Annotated in this window: 20 protein-coding genes; 2 read left to right on the top strand and 18 right to left on the bottom strand. The window is 28.8% G+C overall.

The window, feature by feature from the left end; all coding sequences use genetic code 11:
* Window positions 1-20: 20 nt before the first annotated feature.
* Window positions 21-794: a uridine phosphorylase gene (gene udp, locus ACZ5TJ_RS04505; RefSeq protein ID WP_055207981.1), complete on the bottom strand. Its 774-nt coding sequence runs from the start codon at window positions 792-794 to the stop codon at window positions 21-23.
* Window positions 795-1,025: 231 nt separating this feature from the next.
* Between udp and ACZ5TJ_RS04500 the strand changes: the two genes are divergently transcribed.
* The gene (locus tag ACZ5TJ_RS04500) at window positions 1,026-1,763 is read left to right on the top strand and encodes a GntR family transcriptional regulator (protein WP_464201599.1); all 738 of its coding nucleotides are present in this window, start codon (window positions 1,026-1,028) and stop codon (window positions 1,761-1,763) included.
* Between the two features lie 44 nt (window positions 1,764-1,807).
* Here ACZ5TJ_RS04500 and ACZ5TJ_RS04495 read toward each other — a convergent pair whose 3' ends face one another.
* From ACZ5TJ_RS04495 to ACZ5TJ_RS04440, 12 genes are all read right to left on the bottom strand, one after another.
* On the bottom strand, window positions 1,808-3,268 hold the full coding sequence (locus tag ACZ5TJ_RS04495; RefSeq protein WP_464201598.1) for a catalase: 1,461 nt from the start codon (window positions 3,266-3,268) through the stop codon (window positions 1,808-1,810).
* 39 nt (window positions 3,269-3,307) lie between these two features.
* Complete coding sequence (locus tag ACZ5TJ_RS04490; RefSeq protein WP_464201596.1) at window positions 3,308-4,090, bottom strand: hypothetical protein; 783 nt, start codon at window positions 4,088-4,090, stop codon at window positions 3,308-3,310.
* 135 nt (window positions 4,091-4,225) lie between these two features.
* Entirely contained in the window at window positions 4,226-5,158 is a 933-nt protein-coding gene (locus ACZ5TJ_RS04485) for an exonuclease domain-containing protein (RefSeq protein ID WP_464201595.1), read from the bottom strand.
* A gap of 40 nt (window positions 5,159-5,198) precedes the next feature.
* Window positions 5,199-5,819, bottom strand: a complete 621-nt coding sequence (locus ACZ5TJ_RS04480) for a hypothetical protein (RefSeq protein WP_464202273.1) — start codon at window positions 5,817-5,819, stop codon at window positions 5,199-5,201.
* Window positions 5,820-5,861: 42 nt separating this feature from the next.
* On the bottom strand, window positions 5,862-6,365 hold the full coding sequence (locus tag ACZ5TJ_RS04475; protein ID WP_464201593.1) for a GNAT family N-acetyltransferase: 504 nt from the start codon (window positions 6,363-6,365) through the stop codon (window positions 5,862-5,864).
* A 149-nt stretch (window positions 6,366-6,514) separates the two neighbouring features.
* Window positions 6,515-7,828, bottom strand: coding sequence for an amidohydrolase (locus ACZ5TJ_RS04470; RefSeq protein ID WP_464201591.1), 1,314 nt, complete (start codon window positions 7,826-7,828; stop codon window positions 6,515-6,517).
* 241 nt (window positions 7,829-8,069) lie between these two features.
* Window positions 8,070-8,525, bottom strand: a complete 456-nt coding sequence (tnpA, locus tag ACZ5TJ_RS04465) for an IS200/IS605 family transposase (protein ID WP_464200147.1) — start codon at window positions 8,523-8,525, stop codon at window positions 8,070-8,072.
* 190 nt (window positions 8,526-8,715) lie between these two features.
* Window positions 8,716-10,023 carry an L-fucose:H+ symporter permease gene (gene fucP, locus ACZ5TJ_RS04460; RefSeq protein WP_320683123.1) on the bottom strand — a complete coding sequence of 436 codons (1,308 nt, stop codon included), beginning with the start codon at window positions 10,021-10,023 and terminating at the stop codon, window positions 8,716-8,718.
* Window positions 10,024-10,052: 29 nt separating this feature from the next.
* Window positions 10,053-10,757, bottom strand: coding sequence for a class II aldolase/adducin family protein (locus tag ACZ5TJ_RS04455; RefSeq protein ID WP_224167782.1), 705 nt, complete (start codon window positions 10,755-10,757; stop codon window positions 10,053-10,055).
* 28 nt (window positions 10,758-10,785) lie between these two features.
* Window positions 10,786-11,223 (bottom strand): RbsD/FucU family protein, encoded by a 438-nt coding sequence (locus ACZ5TJ_RS04450; RefSeq protein WP_464201590.1) that lies wholly within the window; start codon window positions 11,221-11,223, stop codon window positions 10,786-10,788.
* Window positions 11,217-12,719, bottom strand: coding sequence for a rhamnulokinase (locus ACZ5TJ_RS04445; protein ID WP_464201589.1), 1,503 nt, complete (start codon window positions 12,717-12,719; stop codon window positions 11,217-11,219). Before ACZ5TJ_RS04445 ends, ACZ5TJ_RS04450 begins: the two co-directional genes overlap by 7 nt.
* Window positions 12,720-12,739: 20 nt before the next feature.
* On the bottom strand, window positions 12,740-14,533 hold the full coding sequence (locus ACZ5TJ_RS04440) for an L-fucose isomerase (protein WP_464201588.1): 1,794 nt from the start codon (window positions 14,531-14,533) through the stop codon (window positions 12,740-12,742).
* A 148-nt stretch (window positions 14,534-14,681) separates the two neighbouring features.
* Between ACZ5TJ_RS04440 and ACZ5TJ_RS04435 the strand changes: the two genes are divergently transcribed.
* Entirely contained in the window at window positions 14,682-15,554 is an 873-nt protein-coding gene (locus ACZ5TJ_RS04435; RefSeq protein ID WP_464201587.1) for an AraC family transcriptional regulator, read from the top strand.
* A gap of 58 nt (window positions 15,555-15,612) precedes the next feature.
* Here the strand turns inward: ACZ5TJ_RS04435 and fucO are convergent, their stop codons facing one another.
* The 5 genes from fucO to ACZ5TJ_RS04410 form a co-directional block, all read right to left on the bottom strand.
* Window positions 15,613-16,761: a lactaldehyde reductase gene (gene fucO, locus ACZ5TJ_RS04430; protein WP_464201586.1), complete on the bottom strand. Its 1,149-nt coding sequence runs from the start codon at window positions 16,759-16,761 to the stop codon at window positions 15,613-15,615.
* A gap of 374 nt (window positions 16,762-17,135) precedes the next feature.
* Entirely contained in the window at window positions 17,136-17,864 is a 729-nt protein-coding gene (locus ACZ5TJ_RS04425) for a hypothetical protein (protein ID WP_464201585.1), read from the bottom strand.
* Window positions 17,864-18,412: a sigma-70 family RNA polymerase sigma factor gene (locus ACZ5TJ_RS04420; RefSeq protein WP_464201584.1), complete on the bottom strand. Its 549-nt coding sequence runs from the start codon at window positions 18,410-18,412 to the stop codon at window positions 17,864-17,866. Before ACZ5TJ_RS04420 ends, ACZ5TJ_RS04425 begins: the two co-directional genes overlap by 1 nt.
* A gap of 178 nt (window positions 18,413-18,590) precedes the next feature.
* Window positions 18,591-19,919 carry an enhanced serine sensitivity protein SseB gene (locus ACZ5TJ_RS04415; RefSeq protein ID WP_464201582.1) on the bottom strand — a complete coding sequence of 443 codons (1,329 nt, stop codon included), beginning with the start codon at window positions 19,917-19,919 and terminating at the stop codon, window positions 18,591-18,593.
* Between the two features lie 189 nt (window positions 19,920-20,108).
* Entirely contained in the window at window positions 20,109-20,498 is a 390-nt protein-coding gene (locus ACZ5TJ_RS04410; protein WP_464201581.1) for a DUF4234 domain-containing protein, read from the bottom strand.
* Between the last annotated feature and the right edge of the window lie 147 nt (window positions 20,499-20,645).

Raw genomic sequence — 20,645 nt, 5'->3', positions numbered from 1 at the left:
TAATACTATTCTACACTAGTTTATTTTTCTTTGTCTAATTTTATTAAGTTTCTTATAGCTTCAACTGCAACTTTTATTGCACCTTCTGTATCATGAGCTTGAGGATTATCTAATCCTGCTTTTTCTCTTTCTTGGTTAGCTATAGCTAGGAATACTGCTCCAACTCTTACTTTTAAGTAGCTTCCAACTATAAATAATGCAGCTCCTTCCATTTCTGATGCAAGACATCCACATTTAACCCATGCATCCCATTTGTTTAATAATTCATATGATACTGGCTTTGTTTCTGGTGAATGTTGTCCGTAGAATGAATCTTTTGATTGAACAACACCAGCATGATATGTTTCATTTAAATTTTTTGCTGCTTGTACTAATGAGTTTACTACATCTAAATTTGCAACTGCTGGGAATTCTATTGGAACATATTCTCTTGTAGTTCCTTCCGCTCTTATAGCACCTGTAGCTACAACTATATCTCCACCTTTTACGTCAAGGTCCATACCACCACATGTACCTACTCTTATAAATGTATCTGCTCCACAGTTAACTAATTCTTCTAAAGCTATAGCAGCTGATGGTCCACCAATACCTGTTGATGTAACGCTTACCTTCACTCCGTCTAAGTAACCTGTGTATGTTACATATTCTCTATTATCTGCAACAAGTTCTGCATTATCAAAGTATTTAGCAATCTTTGCGCATCTTTTTGGGTCTCCTGGCATAATTACATATTTTCCAACTTCCCCCTTTGCTACGTTTATGTGATATTCTTTATTATTTTGTGAATATTTCATCTTTGTACCTCCTAATCAACTTTAAATACAACTAGAACTTGTCTATTATGTTGTCTACTTTATGTATGACTAAATAATACACCGTAATTCAATTTTTGTCAATCGTTTACATATTTTTTCATTTTTTATATTTGGTTATTTTCTAAAAATACTCTATAATTTATATGAACAAGTAAATAAATTTGTGTAACTTGTATTAAACTTGTTTATTTATTAGAAAGGTGTATTAAAATGAGTAATAATATTACAATAATAGATAAAACAAAAGAATTAAGATATGTAACAGTATATGACAAACTATTTAAAAAGATAAATGAAGGTAATTTCCCTGAAGGTAGTAGACTTCCATCTGAGCCTGACCTTGCTAAACAATTAGGTGTAAGTAGAACAACTCTTCGTCAAGCACTAGCACTTCTGCAAGATGATGGTTTAATAAAAAATATTCGTGGTAAAGGAAATTACATAATAAAAGATACACCTAAGAAAGATGTAGGTTTAGAAAAAATAGGACATGTTGTTTATAAATGTTTAGAGGTCGATATTTCAGCTGTTGAGATAGACTTTAAAATAGTTCCTCCATCAGATTATTACACTAAAATTTTAGGTAAGAAAACTGTAGCTGTTGTTACTATAGATAGATGGTTTAAACATAAAGATGATTTTATCTCTTATACATTTACTATAATGCCAATAGAGACAATATCTGATCTTAATATTGATTTAAATAACAAAGAAGAACTTTTAAAAGTTGTAGAAGAAGATATTTATAATAAATGCAGTAACGTTTCTTCAAATATAAAATTTTCAACAGCCGGTAGTTTTGTAACTAAAAATCATCCGCTTTCTTCTGGAAAACAATTTTACTTAGTAGAAGAAGCTATTTATAAAAATAGTGAATTCCCCATAGCTTTTAATAAGCACTATTTACCACTTCAATATGCATCAATTAAATTTAATCCTTTTAAATAGCTAAAAAATCATAGAAATTAATCTATGATTTTTTAGCTTAATATTTAACATTTCTTTTTTAATTCATTTTTTAATATTTGTCCTAAGAATTTATCAGCCTTAGTAAAATACCCTAAAACAACATCTAATATTCTTTCATCAATACCAGTTAATCCATCTACTAAATTCTTTATTATAGTCTCACGTTCTCTCTTTGAAAGAGATCTAAAGAATCGTCCAGCTTGAGTGAAATCATCTTCTTTCCTGTTGCTTATAGGCTTTCTTACCTCATGTCCTTCAACATATTCCCCACAAGTAGGATACTTCTCAGGTGTAACTCTTGGCTGATTATTATTTAATATATTAGGACTATATGCTATTCCTTTATGCTTTTCAAATTGCATCTGTCCATCACGTTCATTGTTTATTACTTTTTTAATAGGTCTATTTATAGGAAGCTGCTGAAAATTAGTTCCTATTCTATATCTTTGAGCATCATGATATGCAAATAGTCTACCCTGTAATAATTTATCGTTGGATACTTCTATTCCAGGCACTAAATTAGATGGACTAAATGCAGCTTGTTCTATTTCTTCATAAAAATTATCTGGTCCGTCTGTTAATGTTAATCTTCCAACTAATTTCAATGGAAAATCTTCTTCAGGCCACTTTTTGGTTGGATCTAATGGATTAAATGGTAATGTCTTTCCTTCCGAAGGTCTCATTATTTGAACATATAAATCATATTCTACTTTCTTTCCACTATTTAATGTATCATAAAGTTCTTGTGTTGCAACATTTGGATTTTCTCCTGCTAATCTTATAGCTTCTTCAGCTGAAATTGTCTCATCTCCTGCAAGTGGCTTCCAGTGATATTTAATGTAAAATCTCTCCCCTAACTTGTTTACCCATTGATATGTGTTTATCCCATATCCAGGCATCTTTATATAACTTTTACGTGTTCCTCTATCGCTAAATAAATGTAAAACAACTTGAGTAGATTCCGGAGCACTTGCAATAAAGTCCCAGAACATATTTAAATCTGGAAGATTAGTTGCAGGAGCATTTTTAAATGCATGTACTAAATCTGGAAATCTTATTGCATCCTTAATAAAAAATACTGGAAAATCTAAACCAACTATATCATAGTTACCTTCTTTTGTATAAAACTTAACTGCGAAGCCCCTACCATCTCTTGCTGTCTCTGGGGATCCAATTTCCCCTCCAACTAAAGAGAATCTTACTAATACTTTTGTCTCACAACTTGTATCAGTAAATACATCAGCTTTAGTATACTTTTTCATACTATTAAAAACTTTAAAATGTCCTTTTGCACCAGAACCTTTTGCATGAACAACTCTTGGAGGCATTCTTTCTCTTGTTATATGTGCTATTTTATCTATGAATTGTTGGTCTTTTAATAATATAGGACCATTTTCCCCTACTGTTAATACGTTAGTGTCATTATAAATCGGCTCCCCTTCATTTGTTGTCATATATCTGTTTTTATCTTTTCTATCCTCCATTTATAACTCCTAAAAAATACTATTAATTTATAATATAATTCATTTAAAAATGGTGTTACTTATCTCTTCTAAATATTCTACGCTAAAATCAATAGCCATTTTATTATCTAATACTAAGATGTACTTCTCTTCAAAAGATTCAATCTCTCCTGCGCTGAGTCTATATCCTTTATATGTATTTATTAATTCACTGATTCCCTCTTTACTTTTACATAACTCATCAAATTCTCTACTTGCTTCATATAAACTTAATGCTAATTTTATATTATGTAAATCCACTTCTCTAATATAAGCTATTTTCTTAACCTTCTTATTTTTTTCTTTAAATTCCTTTAATTTATCAGGATTAATATCTCTTAATACTTTCTTCCTATTTTTTATATGTGTTTCTTTTATTGTATAAGTCTTTTCCTTATGTTTTTTATGCCATTCTTTAGAATTAACTATGCCACCTAAATTATATAAATCTTTAAGTAGCTCTAATTCATTTTTATTTATTTCCGTAAACCTATAGCCTGAAACATTTTCTCCAAATTCTTTTAATACATGATACTTTCCATCTATATATTTAGCTAACATCCAATTATTTTCTACTTTCTCTTCTACTCCTTCTAAGATACAATGTTTCTCACCATGGGATATAAAATTCCAATGATCTGAAATTCTAAGACTTCCCTCAGGCTTATAATCCCAAGTGACATTTGGAACATTATAATAACTTAGGCTATATGGACTTTTATTAATGTAATTAAATTTGCTAATCTCTTCTAGTACTTCCTTTGGAGTTACTTTAGCTTTTTGTGGTACTAATATTTTTCTCATAATACTTCTCCTAAAATTTTATACAAATAGTATATGTACTTTAGAAAAGTTAATTATAAAAAAATACATGCTAATTAAAGCATGTATTTTTTACTTATATTTATTAAAAGAAATAATTTTATCAATATACTAAGCCTAATTAGCTTTTTTTATCATTTCTAAAAATTCTTCTTCATTTAAAACTTTTATATTCTGTCCTTTATTAATTAAAGTTGTTGCTTTTCTAAGCTTTGTACTCATTTCATCTATAGTTAAATCTTTAATATTTTTCATATTAGTTACTACATATGTTGTTTTTTTAGTTACTGAACTACCTACACTTCCTCCAAGTTTTCTAACTAACATCATAGCTTCAACTCTTGTCATAGAGGATAGTCCACCGGTAAATACAACTACCTCATTATCAAATGCACCACTATTTAAATTTTTAAATATATCAAACTCATCTTCTACGGGTTCTCTACTTGATATTTTTAAAATTCTTCCTTTACTTGAAGAAGGCTTGTACCCATTACAGTCTACACTTCCAAGAGTTACTCCTAAAGAACTTGATATGTAACTAATATCCTTACTTTCTAATTCTTCTGATATATTTAGAAGTATATTACTACACGCAAGTGCATCAGCTAAAGCATCATGGTGCTTAAATTTATAGCCTAAAAATTTATTTACTGTATTTAATTTAGAGTTACTAATCCCTCTATAAAAATTCTTTGCAAGTTTCATGGTACATATATAATTAAAATTTGGAGCTTCAATCTTATATAAAGCCAAAGTATTTCTTAAAACAGATATATCAAATGCAGCATTATGGGCTATTATTAGGTTATTATCAAAATAATGCTTTATTTTTTCCCATATCTTATCAAATTCTAATTCATTTTCAACCATTTTAGGTCTTATTCCATGAATACCAATGTTTATTGGCATAAATCTCATTTCCTTTGGCTTTATTAAATGATGTACTTTCTCAATTACTTCTCCATTTTTAACAACAACTATACCTATAGAACACGGACTATTTCTTTTCTCATTAGCAGTCTCAAAATCTATTGCAATAAAATTCATTTTCTTCCTCCAATAAAAAAATTATTTTTTATTATAGGTTTTATCTCTTCTCTACTTTAAAACTGCCTTTTTTATTAACTATTTTTATTTTTAATGCATTAGTTAACTTTTCCATACTTTTTACTTGATTTATATACTTAATATTTTGCTTGCTTATTAACTTATTTATCATTTCTATTATATCTTTTGTCTCTGCATTAGATAATTTAAGATTGTTTTTTAATATTTCTCTATTTATATAAGTTAATGTAGTCCATATTTGATCATCTTTTATATTATTTATATCCATAAGGGCAAACGTAAAGCTCTTTCTTCTTTCCTTTGCAGGATATGCTTCTTTAAAGAATTTAATAAAAGTACTTTCTTTCTTAGGATCTTTATCTTTAACTAATTTACCAAGCTTACTTTTAAGTTGATTTTTTAAATGCATCATTGTGTTAGGCTTAATTGTGCTTCCTATACTTTCTATGCTGTTATAAATATAATTGTATGTCTCTTGTATCTTTTCAGGTTCTACATCTTCTTGCTTAAATACACTTGTAAGTTCTATATATTCTAATATAGTCTTTTTTGAATTTAACTTCTTTCCATATAATTCATTTAAAAGCTCTTCTGCTCCTAAGTTATTTATAAATACTACATCTATTAATTGTTTATCCATCATTTTCTCTCTTTCTTTTTTAGTTTATGTAAATTTAAACTTTTAAAATATTTTTTCAAAAGCTACTCTTTTACTCTTATCTTCTAAATATATAACACCACAATATTTAAAATCATTCTTCTTAAGTAATTTTTGCATAGGTATATTAAATTCATGAGTATCAACTTTAATACTATGAATATCTTTATCTAAACACATAGCTTCTATCATTTTTATAATTTCAGATGCTATACCTGTTCCCTTATACTTACTAGTTATTGCAATTCTATGGATAACTGCAAATTCATCATTACTAACCCAGTTTCCATCATAGATTTTATCATAAGTCTTTTCTCCATCAAATGAAACTGCTGAAGTAGCTACAATTTCATTATTTTTTATAAAAACATAACTATCATTATTTAAAATATCATTTCTTATAACATCAGCATTAGGGTATCCATTCTGCCACTGATCAATTCCTTGTTCTTTTAAAGCTTCTTTAGCTTCATCTATAATTTGCATTATGTTATTAATATCTTCATTAACTGATTTTCTAAGCTTCATATTATTTCTCCTTATTTATTATCTAAAATAAATACTATGTTTACACAATTATTTTTATAATATCATTACATCCTGTTAGTTACAATTATAAAATATATAAAAAGTACCATACTTTATATATAAAAATACGGTACTTTAACTAAATATAATTAACTTTTTTTATTATTAATAGATAAATTCACTATAAGTCCAATATATAATTTTACTGCACTTATCATATCATCTTCATTAAAATCAAACATTGGTGAATGATGTTCAGCCTCTAAATTACTTCCAAACATAATATACGATGCTTTTCCTCCATGTATTTGAACTTTATTCATCATATAACACATATCTTCACTTGCTCCAAAACTTTCAACATCTTTAATATCATTATAACTTTTTATATTACTTGCAATATTTTTAATTAATTTTATTAATTCTCTATCACTTTCTGCACTTATAGATTTTCCTACACAGTTTATATCAACATGAGTATCATGCATTTCTGCTGAAGCTTTTAATATTCTTTTTGCATATACTTCCATATATCTATTTAATTCAGTAGTCTCTCCTCTAGTTTCTATCTCCATAAATGCTCTTCCTGGAATTACATTTCTTCCACTACCAGCTATTAATTTACCAACATTTATTCTCGTATCACCTTTGCCACTTCTCGGTATAGCATCTAAGTTTAATACTGCTGTTGCAGCTGATAAAAGAGCATTATGACCTTTCTCTGGTGCTACCCCTGCATGAGATGATTTTCCTTTAAACTCAGCATTAATTTTTGATGTTGCTAGAAATCCATTTGTACCACAAATTATTTCTCCTGATTTTCTTGCCTTTATTCCTATGTGTCCACTAATTATATAGTCTACATCATCTAATAAACTAGTCTCTGCTATAGCTCTTGCTCCACTTACTCCTTCTTCTGCTGGTTGAAATATAAGTTTGATTGTTCCTTTAAAATGTTTTTTCATCTTTGAAATTATTTCTGCAACTCCAAGACCTATAGCTATATGTCCATCATGACCACAAGCATGGGTTACACCATCATTTACTGATGAAAAACCTTCAGAACATGGTCTATGATTATAACTATCACTTTCTTTTATTCTAACTCCATCCATATCAAATCTTAATGATATAGTTGGACCTTCTCCATTTTCTAAAATCCCAACAACTGCCGTGTATCCACCATTCATTAATTTACATATATTTTCGTATGCACCTTGCTTTATAGCTCTTTTATAATTTTCTTCTAATTCATATCTAGAAGGAATGTTCATCCTATACTTATCATTTATAATTTCTTTTCCAACTTTAATTTTGTATCCATTATCTATTAATGTTTTCCCAATTAATGAAGCAGTTCTAAACTCTGTCCAAGCAAGCTCTGGGTATTTATGAAAATCTCTTCTATAATCAATTATTTTCTCCTTCATTTCATCAACTATTTTTTCTATAATCCCATACATAAAAACACTCCTTTAGCATGCAATAAATTTCATAAATAAAATATTAAAATTTATAGTCTTTTACATATATACTCATCCAACTAAAAATATACTTTATTTTTCTATAAATATTTCTAAGAATTCTATAAAACAATAAAAATCCACCAGCTTAGCTGGTGGTATTTCCTAAGCCCTATAAGGGCACCTTACTTGCAATTGCGTCTTAAGACGCTAAAAAGGTCCGCCAGCCGCATGTTTTCTGTTACTTGCTACCCTTGAAAGGGTCAATATATTCTTTTATACTTATCTGATCTGCTATCATATCTTCTCTTTCTTGGTTTCTTATATATTCTTCAATCGCTTTTTTATTTCTTCCTACTGTATCAACATAAAAACCTCTACACCAAAAATGCCTGCTTCCATATTTATATTTTAAATTAGAAAATCTCTCAAAAATCATCAAGCTACTTTTACCTTTTAAAAAACCCACAAAACTTGATACACTAATTTTAGGTGGAATCTCAACCAACATATGTATGTGATCAACGCAAGCATGCGCTTCGATTATCTCAACACCCTTCCATTCACAAAGTTGTCTTAATATCTTTCCAATCTCAACTTTCTTTTCTCCATATATCTCTTTTCTCCTGTATTTTGGCGCAAAAACTATGTGATATTTACAATTCCATTTTGTATGTGATAAACTATTACTATCCATTATGGATGCCTCCTTTTGTTATTGAATTTGGCTGCGAACCTAATTCTATTTTAACAAATGGAGGTTTTTTTGCGTAATACATCGCTAAAGCTTATCTGAACACACTTGCATAGCAAGTGGTTTTCCAAATACAATAAAAAAGTGCAATTATAACAAATTGCACTTTATATAAATATATAATTTTAAAAATTTATGCTGCTTTTTTCTTTCTAAAGCATAATGAGTAAATAAGAACAACTGCAAAACAAACTACTGGTATGAAGAATGCTGAACGAACTGCAGCTTCTGCACCTTGATATGATGTAACTAAACTTGATAATCTTCCACTGTCAATGAATCCTCCCATTATAGGTGTTATTACTGCACCACCTAATATAGCCATTATAAGACCTGCCGCACCAACTTTTACTTCTTTACCTAAGCCTTCAAGTGCTATACCATAAATTGTTGGGAACATTAATGACATACATGCTGAAATTAAAACTAAGCACCAAACAGATACACTTGTAGGTAAGAATATTGTTCCTAAGCTACATAGTATTCCAAGTACTGCAAATATAGCCATCATAACAGCTGGTTCTATATATTTCATAAGTGCTGTACATATCCAACGACATACTATAAATCCAACCATAGCAATAAGATAATATTTAGCAGCAGATGCTTCATCTATCCCAACAGTAACCATTACATATTTTATAGTCCAAGTCCAAACAGCTATTTGAACTCCAACGTAGAAGAATTGTGCAACTACTCCAAAAGCATAACGTGGAATTTTTACTAGTTTCTTTATTGATTCAACTATATTAAGTTCTCCTGAATTATCTTTTTCTGAGCCTTTACTTCTCTTAAAGAAACACCATATTATTATAGCTATAACAACTAAACTAACATATGGTACACATACCCATATTAATTCATTATTTTGTATTTTACTTAAAGCATCTGGTCCCATTGCAACTCTCTCTTCATAAGTTGCTGGATTTAAATTTCCTAATATTAAATATTTAGCCATTATAATACCTGTTAATGAACCAATAGGATTAAATGCTTGTGCTAAGTTTAAACGACGAACGCTTGTCTCTTCACTTCCTAAAGAGATTACATATGGATTACAAGTAGTTTCTAATATTGAAAGTCCACCAGCTAAAATGAAAACTGATACTAAGAATAAATTAAAGTTTTGTAGCATTGCAGCTGGTATATATCCCATAGCTCCAATTATATATAATCCAAGTCCTACTAATACTCCATTTCTATATGAATATTTTTTAATAAGGATTGCAGCAGGTAATGCAAGTACGGCATATGATCCATAGAAAGCTACTTGAACTAAAGATGAATCAGCAGCTTCTAACATGAATATTTTCCCAAATGCAGGAACAAGGTTATCAGTCATATTATTTAAAAGACCCCAAAGTACAAAACATGATATAAGCATTATAAAATGCATTCTATATCTCTTAGGTACAATAGATGTTTGGTCAATATTACTCATTTTCTCCACAATAAACACTCCTCTAATACTTATTCTTCTTTTCTATATCGCTTAAATCCAGGGTGTCTTCCACTTACTCCATAATCTTTTCTCATACCTATTAATCTATCAATATTTTTTCTTGATATTTCTTTTTCTCCACCTAAAAGATGTGCTGTTAAACTTATTTTTGCGTATAACTCTAATGTTTCCATTCTATAATAAGCTGTTATTAAATCAGCTCCAACTGTTAATGCTCCATGATTTTCTAATAATAAAACATCATGTTCTTGAAGATATGGTGCTATTGAATCTGGAACTTCATAAGTTGATGGTGTTCCATAAGGAGTTATTGGAATTGAACCAATTGCAATTACAGTTTCTATCATTGTGTATCTGTCTAAATCAAGATGAGCTACTGCAAATCCTGTTGCAGTTGGTGGATGTGCGTGAACAACGGCTCCAACATCTTCTCTTTCTTTATAGCATCTTAAGTGCATTTTTATTTCTGAAGAAGGTTTTGCACCTTCTGGTCCATCAAGCACTTCCCCATTTTCATCAATATGGACTAACTTTTCTGGTGTTATAAAACTTTTACTAATTCCAGTTGGTGTTGCTAAAAATGTACCGTCTTCTAACTTTACTGTTACATTCCCATCATTTGCTGCTACCCAACCTAATTGCCACATTTTGTGGCATACATCACATATTTGCTCTCTTATTTCCATGTATTTTAATTTATTTGTATTTTCCATTATAATTACCTCCAAGCTATGTCCTTCACTAAATTACTACACCTTTTTGTAGTATAACGTTTGCATATAAAGCTTTTTCTCCTGTTGCAATTATTGCATAAGCCTTTTTTGCCTCTTCATAAAATTTAAATCTTTCTATAGTTGAAACTGTATTACTTCCACGATCATCGTGTTTTTCTATAATATTTTTATATTCATCCCAAATAGGAGTCTTAACATTATCACCTTTCATAACTTCCATTAAATTTACTGGGTTTTCAACATAAGTATCAAGTGGAAATACTTCTAATATTGCATCTAATAATTCTGGTATTCCATGACCATCACATCTAATAACTATACATTCTTTTCCCATACTCTCTGTTGGAAAATTTCCATCTGCAATTACTATTTGATCACTATGTCCCATTTCACATAATACTTTAAGTAATTCTGGTGATAATATTTGTGGTATTCCTTTTAACATTTTATTACCTCCCTAGATTTAATTACATTTTTAAATCTTTCATATTCACTATCCCATAATTCGTAATTTTGAGGTTCGTAATAATTCATATCATTAGAATTTTTTATAATTTCACGTGCCTTATATAAATTCTCTATTTTCCTTGTGGCCATAAGTTGTATTGCTATATTTCCATAAACAGTTGCCTCAATAGGTCCTGCTGAAACTTTAGAATTGCATGCATTTGCAGTCATCTGACATAATAATTTGCTTTGAGTTCCACCACCAAGCATATAAATAGCTTCATAGTTTTTATTAGTGCAATCCTTTATCTCTTCTAAAGAATATCTATACTTCATAGCTAAACTTTCATTTATACATCTAACAACTTCTCCATCACTTTTAGGAACTTCTTGATTAGTTTTTAAACAATAATCCCTTATTCTACTAGGAATATCTCCAGCTTGTACAAATATAGGATCATCTGGATCTATAAAGCATTTGAAAGGTTTAGACTCTCTTGCCATTTCTTCTAAAGTTGAGAAATTATAATCTTTTCCTTCCCTTTCCCATTGCCTCTTACTTTCTTGAATTAACCACAAGCCAATAATATTTTTAAGGAATGATGCTTTATTTTCATACCCACCTTCATTTGTAATATTATACTTACTTGATTTCTCATTAATAATTGGATCATCAAGTTCTGTTCCAAGTAAAGACCATGTTCCACAACTTAAGAATACAAAATCTTTTTCTGTAGTTGGAACAGATACTAATGCACTTTGAGTATCATGTCCTGCAACTGCAATAACTTTGCATTTTTCTATTTTAAGCTCTTCACATATATTTTCTGATATATCTCCTATTAAAGTTCCACTTGGAACTATTTCAGTAAATATCTTTCTTGGAAGACCTAAATCATTTATTACTTTATCTGACCAAGTTCTCTTTTTAGCATCAAATAACTGTGTTGTTGATGCTATAGAATTTTCAGTAACCATTTTACCTGTCAATAAATAATTAAATAAATCTGGCATTAGGAGCATCACATCTGCCCTTTCAAGCAGATGTGATCTCTTTTCTTTTAATGCTAATAACTGAAATACAGTATTTATTTCCATAAATTGATTACCGGTTATACTATAAAATTCATCCTTTGATATTTTTTCAAAACTCTTTTCTATCATTCCAAATGTTCTTTCATCCCTATAGTGAACTGGATTTTCAATTAACTGTCCATCCTTATCTAACAGAGCAAAATCAACTCCCCATGTGTCTATTCCAATACTATCAATTTCACCAAACTGTTTTGCTTTTATAAGACTTTGCTTTATTTCAAAAAATAATCTTAAAACATCCCAGTACATAGTTCCATTTATAAATACAGGGTCATTTGAAAATCTATGAATTTCCTTTATATTTATTTTCTTTCCATCAAAACTTCCAAGCATAGCCCTACCGCTTGATCCACCAAAATCGAAGGCTAATACTTTACCTTTTAAGTTTTTATTTTCCATAGTATCACCTGCTAAGTTTTTTATTTATACATTGGACCATAAGCCATACAAGCTCTGTAATCTTGTCCCTCTTTATCCATTCCAAATGCATTCCATGCTGCTGGTCTAAATATCTTTTCTTCTGGTACATTGTGCATGCTTACAGGTATTCTTAAGATAGAACATAAAGTAATTATATCTGCACCTATGTGTCCATGACTTATAGCCCCATGATTAGCTCCCCAATTATTCATTACATCATAAGCTGATTTAAATGCACCTTCTCCTGTAAGTCTTGGAGCAAACCAAGTACAAGGCCAAGTATAATCTGTTCTCTTCCATAACTTATCTGATACTTCATCTGGAAGTTTTACAGAATATCCTTCAACTAATTGAACAACTGGTCCAAGTCCTTTTACTAAATTTAAACGCATCATTGTTACTGGCATTTCTGCTTCTGTTAAGAATCTTGAAGAATATCCACCGCCTCTAAAATAGCCGTTATCAGCCGCATTCCATGTAGTTGCTTTAAGGATTGCTTCTTGATCTTCTTCTGTAACATCATACCAAGCTTTCATTGTTCCATTTCCGTTTTCATCTTTAGCTTGGCCACATGCATCAAGACAAGCTGCACCAGAATTTATTAAGTGTATAAATCCATCTGATTCTTTTGCTACTCCTTCTAATTCATATCCTGTAGCTTTCTTAACTGCATCAGGACTCCAGTAAGTTCTAACATCAGCAAATATTTGTGCTTTGTTTGTAAGTAACTTTCCAAAAAGCATACCTAATCCATTTAAAACATCATTTTCAGTTGCTAATATATAAGGTTCTCTAGCACCATCCCAGTCAAATGAAGTGTTAAGTAATGCTTCTGGGAAATCACAATTTGGATAAAAATCAGTCCATTGTCTTTGTCCTTGGAAACCTGCAGCTATTGCATTATGTCCTAATTTTTCTTCTTCACATCCATCTGGTAACTTTTCATTTCCATTCATTAAATCTTTTATAATACACATCATTTTAACTACAAATTCCCAGTCAGCATCCTTTTCTTCTCTTGTCTTTTGAACATTTTCAGGATTTTTATCAAAACCTTCTTTACATTTTTCCTTAGTCCATTTTAAAGCTCTTTCAAATTCATCTTTATCATATATTTCTTCAGTCATTCTTCTTATAATTTCTACTTCATCAACAGATTCTACTCTCATACCTAAATATTCTTCTATAAAGTTTGGATCTATAATAGAGCCACCTATTCCCATACATATTGATCCAATTTGAAGATAAGATTTTCCTCTCATAGATGCTGCTGCAACTGCACTTCTTCCAAATCTTAATATTTTTTCTTTTACATCTTCTGGTATTTCAGTATCATCCGCATTTTGAACATCATGTCCATATATACCAAAGGCAGGAAGTCCCTTTTGAGCATGAGTCGCTAAAACTGATGCTAAATAAACTGCTCCTGGTCTTTCAGTTCCATTAAATCCCCATACCCCTTTTATAGTCATAGGGTCCATGTCCATAGTTTCTGCACCATAGCACCAACATGGAGTAACTGTAAGTGTTATATCTACACCTTCTCTTTTAAATTTATCGGCACAAGCTGCAGCTTCTGCTACTCTTCCAATTGTAGTATCTGATATAACAACCTTTACTTTTTCTCCATTTGAATATTTTAAATTTTCTTCTAAAAGTTTAGCTGCTGATTTTGCCATATTCATTGTTTGTTCTTCTAAAGAACCTCTCACATCAAGTATTCCTCTTCTACCATCAATAGTTGGTCTTATTCCTATTACAGGATATTCTCCTATTAATCTATTTTTTGCCATAATGATTACCTCCTAATTCCCATTAAATTTATAACTTATTTGTTTAATTTTAACTTTAATTCAATTATATATATTTATATAAACGTTTTCTTGTGTTATAATAGTCAAAAAATATAATAATATTCACTTTTCATACAGGGAGGGGTTTATGAAATATTTTGATTATAAAGAGAATAAGCAACATGGAACTTTTGATTTTCCAATAGAGTTTTATCACGTTACTCCTAGTCATTCTAGATACAACATGCCTTATCATTGGCATACTGAGTGTGAGATAATTAGAATTCTAGAGGGAGAATTTATACTGTTTATTGATGAAGACAAGATAGTTGCACGAAAGAATGATCTACTTTTTATTCATGGTGGAATATTTCATGGTGGTTTACCTAATAATTGTATTTATGAATGTATCGTTTTTGATATGAAATTATTTTTAAAGGATAATCATGCCTGTACAAAACAAATATATGACATTATAAATCATAATAAAGTCATAGCACCTAAATTACCTTCAAACATAAAAGATTTAAATACTTGTTGTACATCATTATTTGAATCTATGAGACTTAAAAATATAGGTTATGAATTTATAACCCAAGGTTCTTTATATTATCTAATTGGTACTATATTAGAAAATAAATTATATATGAAAAATGATAACCATACGAAAAAAACTAAAGAGAGATTCCTTCAGTTTAAAAATGTTATAACCTTGATAGAAAATGAATATCAAAATCCTTTAACTCTTGAAGATTTATCAAGAGCTTCTGGGATGTCCCCAAAATATTTTTGTCGATTTTTCCATGAGATGAGTAACAAAACACCTATAGAATATTTAAATTACTATCGTATTGAAATTGCTTGTGAACAGCTCCTTGCAACCGAGCTTTCTATTACTGAAATTGCTTTAAACTGTGGATTTAATGATGTAAGTTACTTTATTAAAACTTTTAAAAAATATAAAGGTTTAACACCAAAAAAATATTTAAAGTCACTAGACAAGCCTAATTTAATAAATTGAATATAATAAAAATACCCCCTTAAATGAAATCGATTCACTAAGGAGGTATTTTTTACTTTTACATTAAAGATTCATATAAACTAATTATATCTTCAACAGATGTTTCTTTTGGATTTCCTGGTCTACAAGCATCATTATAAGCAGATTCAGCTAAAAATCTTATATCTTCTTTTTTAACTATATATTTAAGATTAGCTGGTATTCCTACATCTTCTGAAAGCTTTTTAACTGCATCTACTGCTGCTTTTCTATATTCTTCAACTGTCATATTTTCTGTGTTTTCAACTCCCATAGCAGCTGCAATATATTTATATTTATCTCCTGTTTCATCTGCATTATATTCCATAACAGTTGGAAGAATAATTGCATTTGCAACTCCATGAGGTGTATCATAAACAGCACCTAATGAATGCGCCATAGAGTGAACTATACCAAGTCCAACATTTGAGAATCCCATTCCTGCAATATATTGACCTAATGCCATTCCTTCTCTTCCTTCTGGTGTATTTTCTACTGCTCCTCTTAAATGTTTTGAAATTAATTCAATAGCCTTTAAGTGGAACATATCTGTCATTTCCCATGCAGCCCCTGTTATATATCCTTCTATTGCATGAGTTAATGCATCCATACCAGTTGCAGCTGTAAGTCCTTTTGGCATACTTTGCATCATTTCAGGATCAATAATTGCTACTACTGGTATATCATGAGTATCTACACATACAAACTTTCTATTTTTTTGAACATCAGTAATAACATAATTTATAGTTACTTCTGCTGCTGTACCAGCTGTTGTTGGAACAGCAATAATTGGAACACATTTATTCTTAGTTGGTGCAACTCCTTCTAAACTTACTACATCTTCAAATTCTTTATTATTAATAATAATTCCTATTGCTTTTGCAGTATCCATTGATGATCCACCACCAACTGCAATAATATAATCTGCACCTGATTCTTTATATGCCTCTACACCACTTTTTACATTTTCTATTGTTGGATTAGCTTTAATATTTGAATATAATTCATAGCTAAGATTGGCTTCATCTAATATAGAAGTAACCTTTCCTGTCACTCCAAACTTAACTAAATCTGGATCAGAACATAAGAAAGCTTTCTTAAAACCTCTTCCTTTTACTTCTGTAACAATTTCCTTAATAGCTCCTGCTCCATGATAAGAAGTTTCATTCAATACAATTCTATTAACCATACTTACACTCCCCTTTATTAATAAATATATTTATCTATATATTTATTTTAAATTTATGGGACATACTATTCTATAAATATACTGGCATAAAATATAACAATCTTCACATTTATAAAAATAAAAAAGTTGTACTCATAAAATATTATTAAGCACAACTTTTAACTAATATACTATTTTAATAATTCCTTAACTAGCTTTAATGACTTTTCTTTATTTTCTAACCTTAATTCATTATTATCATATTCTACTACCAAACATATGAATCTATTAATGAATATAATAAACTATATATTTTCTTGCGAATTTCACTTTTTGTATCATTACTTAATTCTTTTCCATAACCTTTTATAAAATACTAAATGAGGTGTTTTAACTTATAAATTTAATACCATAAAAATCAAATATATTATAACACATGCACACAGTACCCAAGTACATTTCATAAGGAAAATTTTCCAAGGAAATTTACTTCTATCTACGTCCTTAACGCCAGCTTTTTTTAAAGATTCCATAAATCTTAATAAATCCGATTCCTTACCTCCATATTTAGGATCAAAGTATATTACTTTATCTTTTAACACAATAATTTGTTCATCTTCATCCATCATACATTTTGCTTTTCCAGCTTTTCCTGCCTCTATAATTTCATCTAATCTTAGCTTATAATTACTAAAAATTTTATAATGTGAATCAAAGGAATATATTATAAGTTTATCTTTAGTTAAAAATAATTTATAACAAACTGCTCCCCCTCTCCACCAATAATGTGCATTAATATCTCTAAGTAACTCATCTACAATATCTTCATCTTTAAGCCCTTCATTCTCCTTTATCGTTTCAATCATAATACCTCTCATAAGCTTTGCACTTTTAACTCCATAAATTGCCTTATCTGCATTATCTCCTAATCTTTCTTTAAGTTTTAAAGCTTCATCAAGAGTTATATTAAAGTCTAATGATTTATTACCATTTTTTAACTTTTCTATTATGCTAAATACTTTTCCCTTAACTCTTTTAAGTTCTTCGCTATTTATATCTATATCAGGTAAATTATTTTCATCAAATTCTTCTATCATATCTAAATAGTCTTTTTCTTTACTCATTATATTTTCCCCTCTCTAATTTTCTCGCTTAATCTCTTTCTACCTCTTAATATTCTTAGGTTAATAGCATTATCCGTCATACCTAACTTTTCACTAATTGCCTTTATCTTTTCTCCATAATAAAAACGCCTTATGAATATTTCCCTATCTATTTTATCCATAGAATTTATTTCATTTTTTATTATTAGTAAATCATTATCATTTTGAAAATCTTTCTCTAACTCACTTTTTGAATTTAAAACTTCTTCTTCTATACTTAAATTATTACTATGTTTTTTCTCGCTTCTAAGCATATCAATTGCTGTATATTTAGTTATTGTGCATATCCAATTTTTGAATTTATCATCTTCTTTATTAAATCTATCTATATTATTCCAAACCTTTAGAAAAACATCATTTATACATTCTTCTGATAATTCCCTTCTATTTAAAACTTTATAGGCTACCTTAAAAATAAGGTTAGAGTATGTATCCATTATAAAATCTAATGCTTCTATATTTTTTTCTCTTAAAGCCTTTATATAGTTCTCTTTATTTATTTCTGCCAATTCTCTTCCCCCTCTTCCCTTTGTTAAGAGCTCCCTTCATCAGTATAATCGTAAATAAAACAAAAAACTTTCATAATTTAAAAAAATAAATATATTTTTTCCTTTAAAATAAATAAAGGCTTAATCATTACTGATTAAACCTTCTATTTTAATAAATCATTCCTTTAATTAACTACCATTAAGAGAATAATCCAAATCTTTTTCTTTTATAAAATGGCTCAATATCTTTTATGGTATCTTTAAATCCATTTGCATCTACTATATCAACAAACATACCATTCGAATGGTTAACTGCTATATTTGCAATTCCTCTAAATACAACATCTTTATTTCCATTAAAATCAACAATTATTAAATAACTTTGAATATTATCTTTTATCATAAGTCTTAAGTATGCTTTCGTTATACTTTTTTCTTTTTTCATATATTTTTTGATAGCTTCTATCATTTCACTAGGATATTCCTTAGGTTCTCCTATTATAATTTTCGTTCCTTTTTCCATAACCTCTTCTTTTAATTTCGTGTCTTTATTATTTCTACGCTTTCTATATTCTTCAATTATTTTTTTATTTTGATCATTTAAACGAAGAGGTATTCCTCTATAATTTATAACTATACCTTTCATTTCCTTAGATATAAAAAGTAAGTCATCATAAGTTACAATATTACCTTTCCATATATTTTTATCATATGCCTTTTCAAATTCAACCCAATCAGTAAATGCTGCTGCCCACTCTTCATTATTATTATCAGCTAAAGCTGCAAATTCCATTATTGCCCCTTTATTTAATTTTACTTCGCCTTCTTTTTTTTGATCTTCTGCATCTACTCCTTTAAGTTGCATAGGTAATAAATACTTTGCATCAATTACTTCATCAAACATTTTATCTTCTAATTTTTGAAGGTCTCTTTCTTTCCCTTCATAATTATTTTTAGAATATAATCTTTGGAAAAATCTAACCATCGCATTTTGCAATTTTGGATTTGTAACTGGAATATTTATTTCTGGTACATCACTTAAATCAGGTGGTGGTAATATATCATCTCTATTTATATCTGCATAGTACTCGCCATTATCTACAGTTAATTTTTCTATACCTAGTAGGTGGCAATTATAAAATACATTCATTATTTCTTCTGAAGTTATTTTCTTCATATCAAGCATTATAAGTTGCTTACTAAAATAGTCTTCAGCATTTTTAGCAAACTCTTCTTTTGAAAAAAGCCACGCTTTACCAAAAGAATCTATATAAGGATAGTTAGTAATTTTATCGTATGCAATATATAATTCATTAGATTCCTTTATCTTATCTATTAATATATTTGTAAATATTTCAATCCTTTTATTAAAATCTATCTCTTCATATTTTTTATTATCTATAAAATATTGTGCTGTTTGAATTAAAAAATTTATTTCTTGAATTTCTAATTTTTTTAATTCTTCCATGCAAATTTCTTCTTTTAATAAAAATTCTTTTCCTATCTCATCTTTTCTTTCTTCAACCATATCCCCATACCTCCAGCTTTGTTAAATTGACGTTTTTTATTGTCTATAAATTAAACAGTAATCTTTTACATCTATATTTAGTATACCATCCATTTTATTCCACATAAAGATATTATTATATATTTCTAAATAAAAAAAGACTATATGAAATATACTTTTTTATATACTTCATATAGCTTTTATATATTTTTATATTAATCTAGCATTATATTGTTCTGCTAATACATTCATATTTTTTATAAGTAAGTATTGTCCAACAAATCTTCCTATTCCACATAAAAGACTTCCTAATAGATTCCATAATACTATTGTTGAACCTGTTTCTTGAATATTAACTCCATATTCATAACCTTTTTGATTAATCCTATTACCAATCTGATATAACCATACATAATAATATATTCCACAAGTTATAATTGTTAATAATATTACTACTATGTAATTTGGACTAGGCTTTCCAACTCCATCACATACTCTATTTAAGTCTTTCGTATAGCTGTACATAAATATTATTGAGTATATTCCTAGAGTAATGATTGATAATAGTAAATAAGTAATAAAGCTTCTTTGTTTAATCATATGTTTCCCCCGATATTTAATTTTTCATAAGTAATATTTCTTACATATTAATAATACATATATTTTCATATTATTCAATATATCCGTAAATATTCGCAATATTTAAATATTCTTCATTATATTGAGTAAATAAAAAAGCTTACCTTT

The organism is Clostridium budayi (genome assembly GCF_055396605.1).
This window is presented reverse-complemented; position numbering and strand designations above follow the sequence as displayed.

Excerpts from the sequence above, each read along its gene's own strand:
- ACZ5TJ_RS04435 (WP_464201587.1), top strand. The coding sequence starts at position 14,682 with ATGAAATATTTTGATTATAAAGAGAATAAGCAACATGGAACTTTTGAT.
- ACZ5TJ_RS04440 (WP_464201588.1), bottom strand. The coding sequence starts at position 14,533 with ATGGCAAAAAATAGATTAATAGGAGAATATCCTGTAATAGGAATAAGA.
- ACZ5TJ_RS04425 (WP_464201585.1), bottom strand. The coding sequence starts at position 17,864 with ATGAGTAAAGAAAAAGACTATTTAGATATGATAGAAGAATTTGATGAA.
- ACZ5TJ_RS04485 (WP_464201595.1), bottom strand. The coding sequence starts at position 5,158 with ATGAATTTTATTGCAATAGATTTTGAGACTGCTAATGAGAAAAGAAAT.
- udp (WP_055207981.1), bottom strand. The coding sequence starts at position 794 with ATGAAATATTCACAAAATAATAAAGAATATCACATAAACGTAGCAAAG.
- ACZ5TJ_RS04455 (WP_224167782.1), bottom strand. The coding sequence starts at position 10,757 with ATGGAAAATACAAATAAATTAAAATACATGGAAATAAGAGAGCAAATA.
- ACZ5TJ_RS04495 (WP_464201598.1), bottom strand. The coding sequence starts at position 3,268 with ATGGAGGATAGAAAAGATAAAAACAGATATATGACAACAAATGAAGGG.
- ACZ5TJ_RS04500 (WP_464201599.1), top strand. The coding sequence starts at position 1,026 with ATGAGTAATAATATTACAATAATAGATAAAACAAAAGAATTAAGATAT.
- ACZ5TJ_RS04450 (WP_464201590.1), bottom strand. The coding sequence starts at position 11,223 with ATGTTAAAAGGAATACCACAAATATTATCACCAGAATTACTTAAAGTA.
- ACZ5TJ_RS04470 (WP_464201591.1), bottom strand. The coding sequence starts at position 7,828 with ATGTATGGGATTATAGAAAAAATAGTTGATGAAATGAAGGAGAAAATA.
- fucO (WP_464201586.1), bottom strand. The coding sequence starts at position 16,761 with ATGGTTAATAGAATTGTATTGAATGAAACTTCTTATCATGGAGCAGGA.
- ACZ5TJ_RS04490 (WP_464201596.1), bottom strand. The coding sequence starts at position 4,090 with ATGAGAAAAATATTAGTACCACAAAAAGCTAAAGTAACTCCAAAGGAA.
- ACZ5TJ_RS04410 (WP_464201581.1), bottom strand. The coding sequence starts at position 20,498 with ATGATTAAACAAAGAAGCTTTATTACTTATTTACTATTATCAATCATT.
- ACZ5TJ_RS04415 (WP_464201582.1), bottom strand. The coding sequence starts at position 19,919 with ATGGTTGAAGAAAGAAAAGATGAGATAGGAAAAGAATTTTTATTAAAA.
- ACZ5TJ_RS04445 (WP_464201589.1), bottom strand. The coding sequence starts at position 12,719 with ATGGAAAATAAAAACTTAAAAGGTAAAGTATTAGCCTTCGATTTTGGT.
- ACZ5TJ_RS04475 (WP_464201593.1), bottom strand. The coding sequence starts at position 6,365 with ATGAAGCTTAGAAAATCAGTTAATGAAGATATTAATAACATAATGCAA.
- ACZ5TJ_RS04480 (WP_464202273.1), bottom strand. The coding sequence starts at position 5,819 with ATGGATAAACAATTAATAGATGTAGTATTTATAAATAACTTAGGAGCA.
- fucP (WP_320683123.1), bottom strand. The coding sequence starts at position 10,023 with ATGAGTAATATTGACCAAACATCTATTGTACCTAAGAGATATAGAATG.
- tnpA (WP_464200147.1), bottom strand. The coding sequence starts at position 8,525 with ATGGATAGTAATAGTTTATCACATACAAAATGGAATTGTAAATATCAC.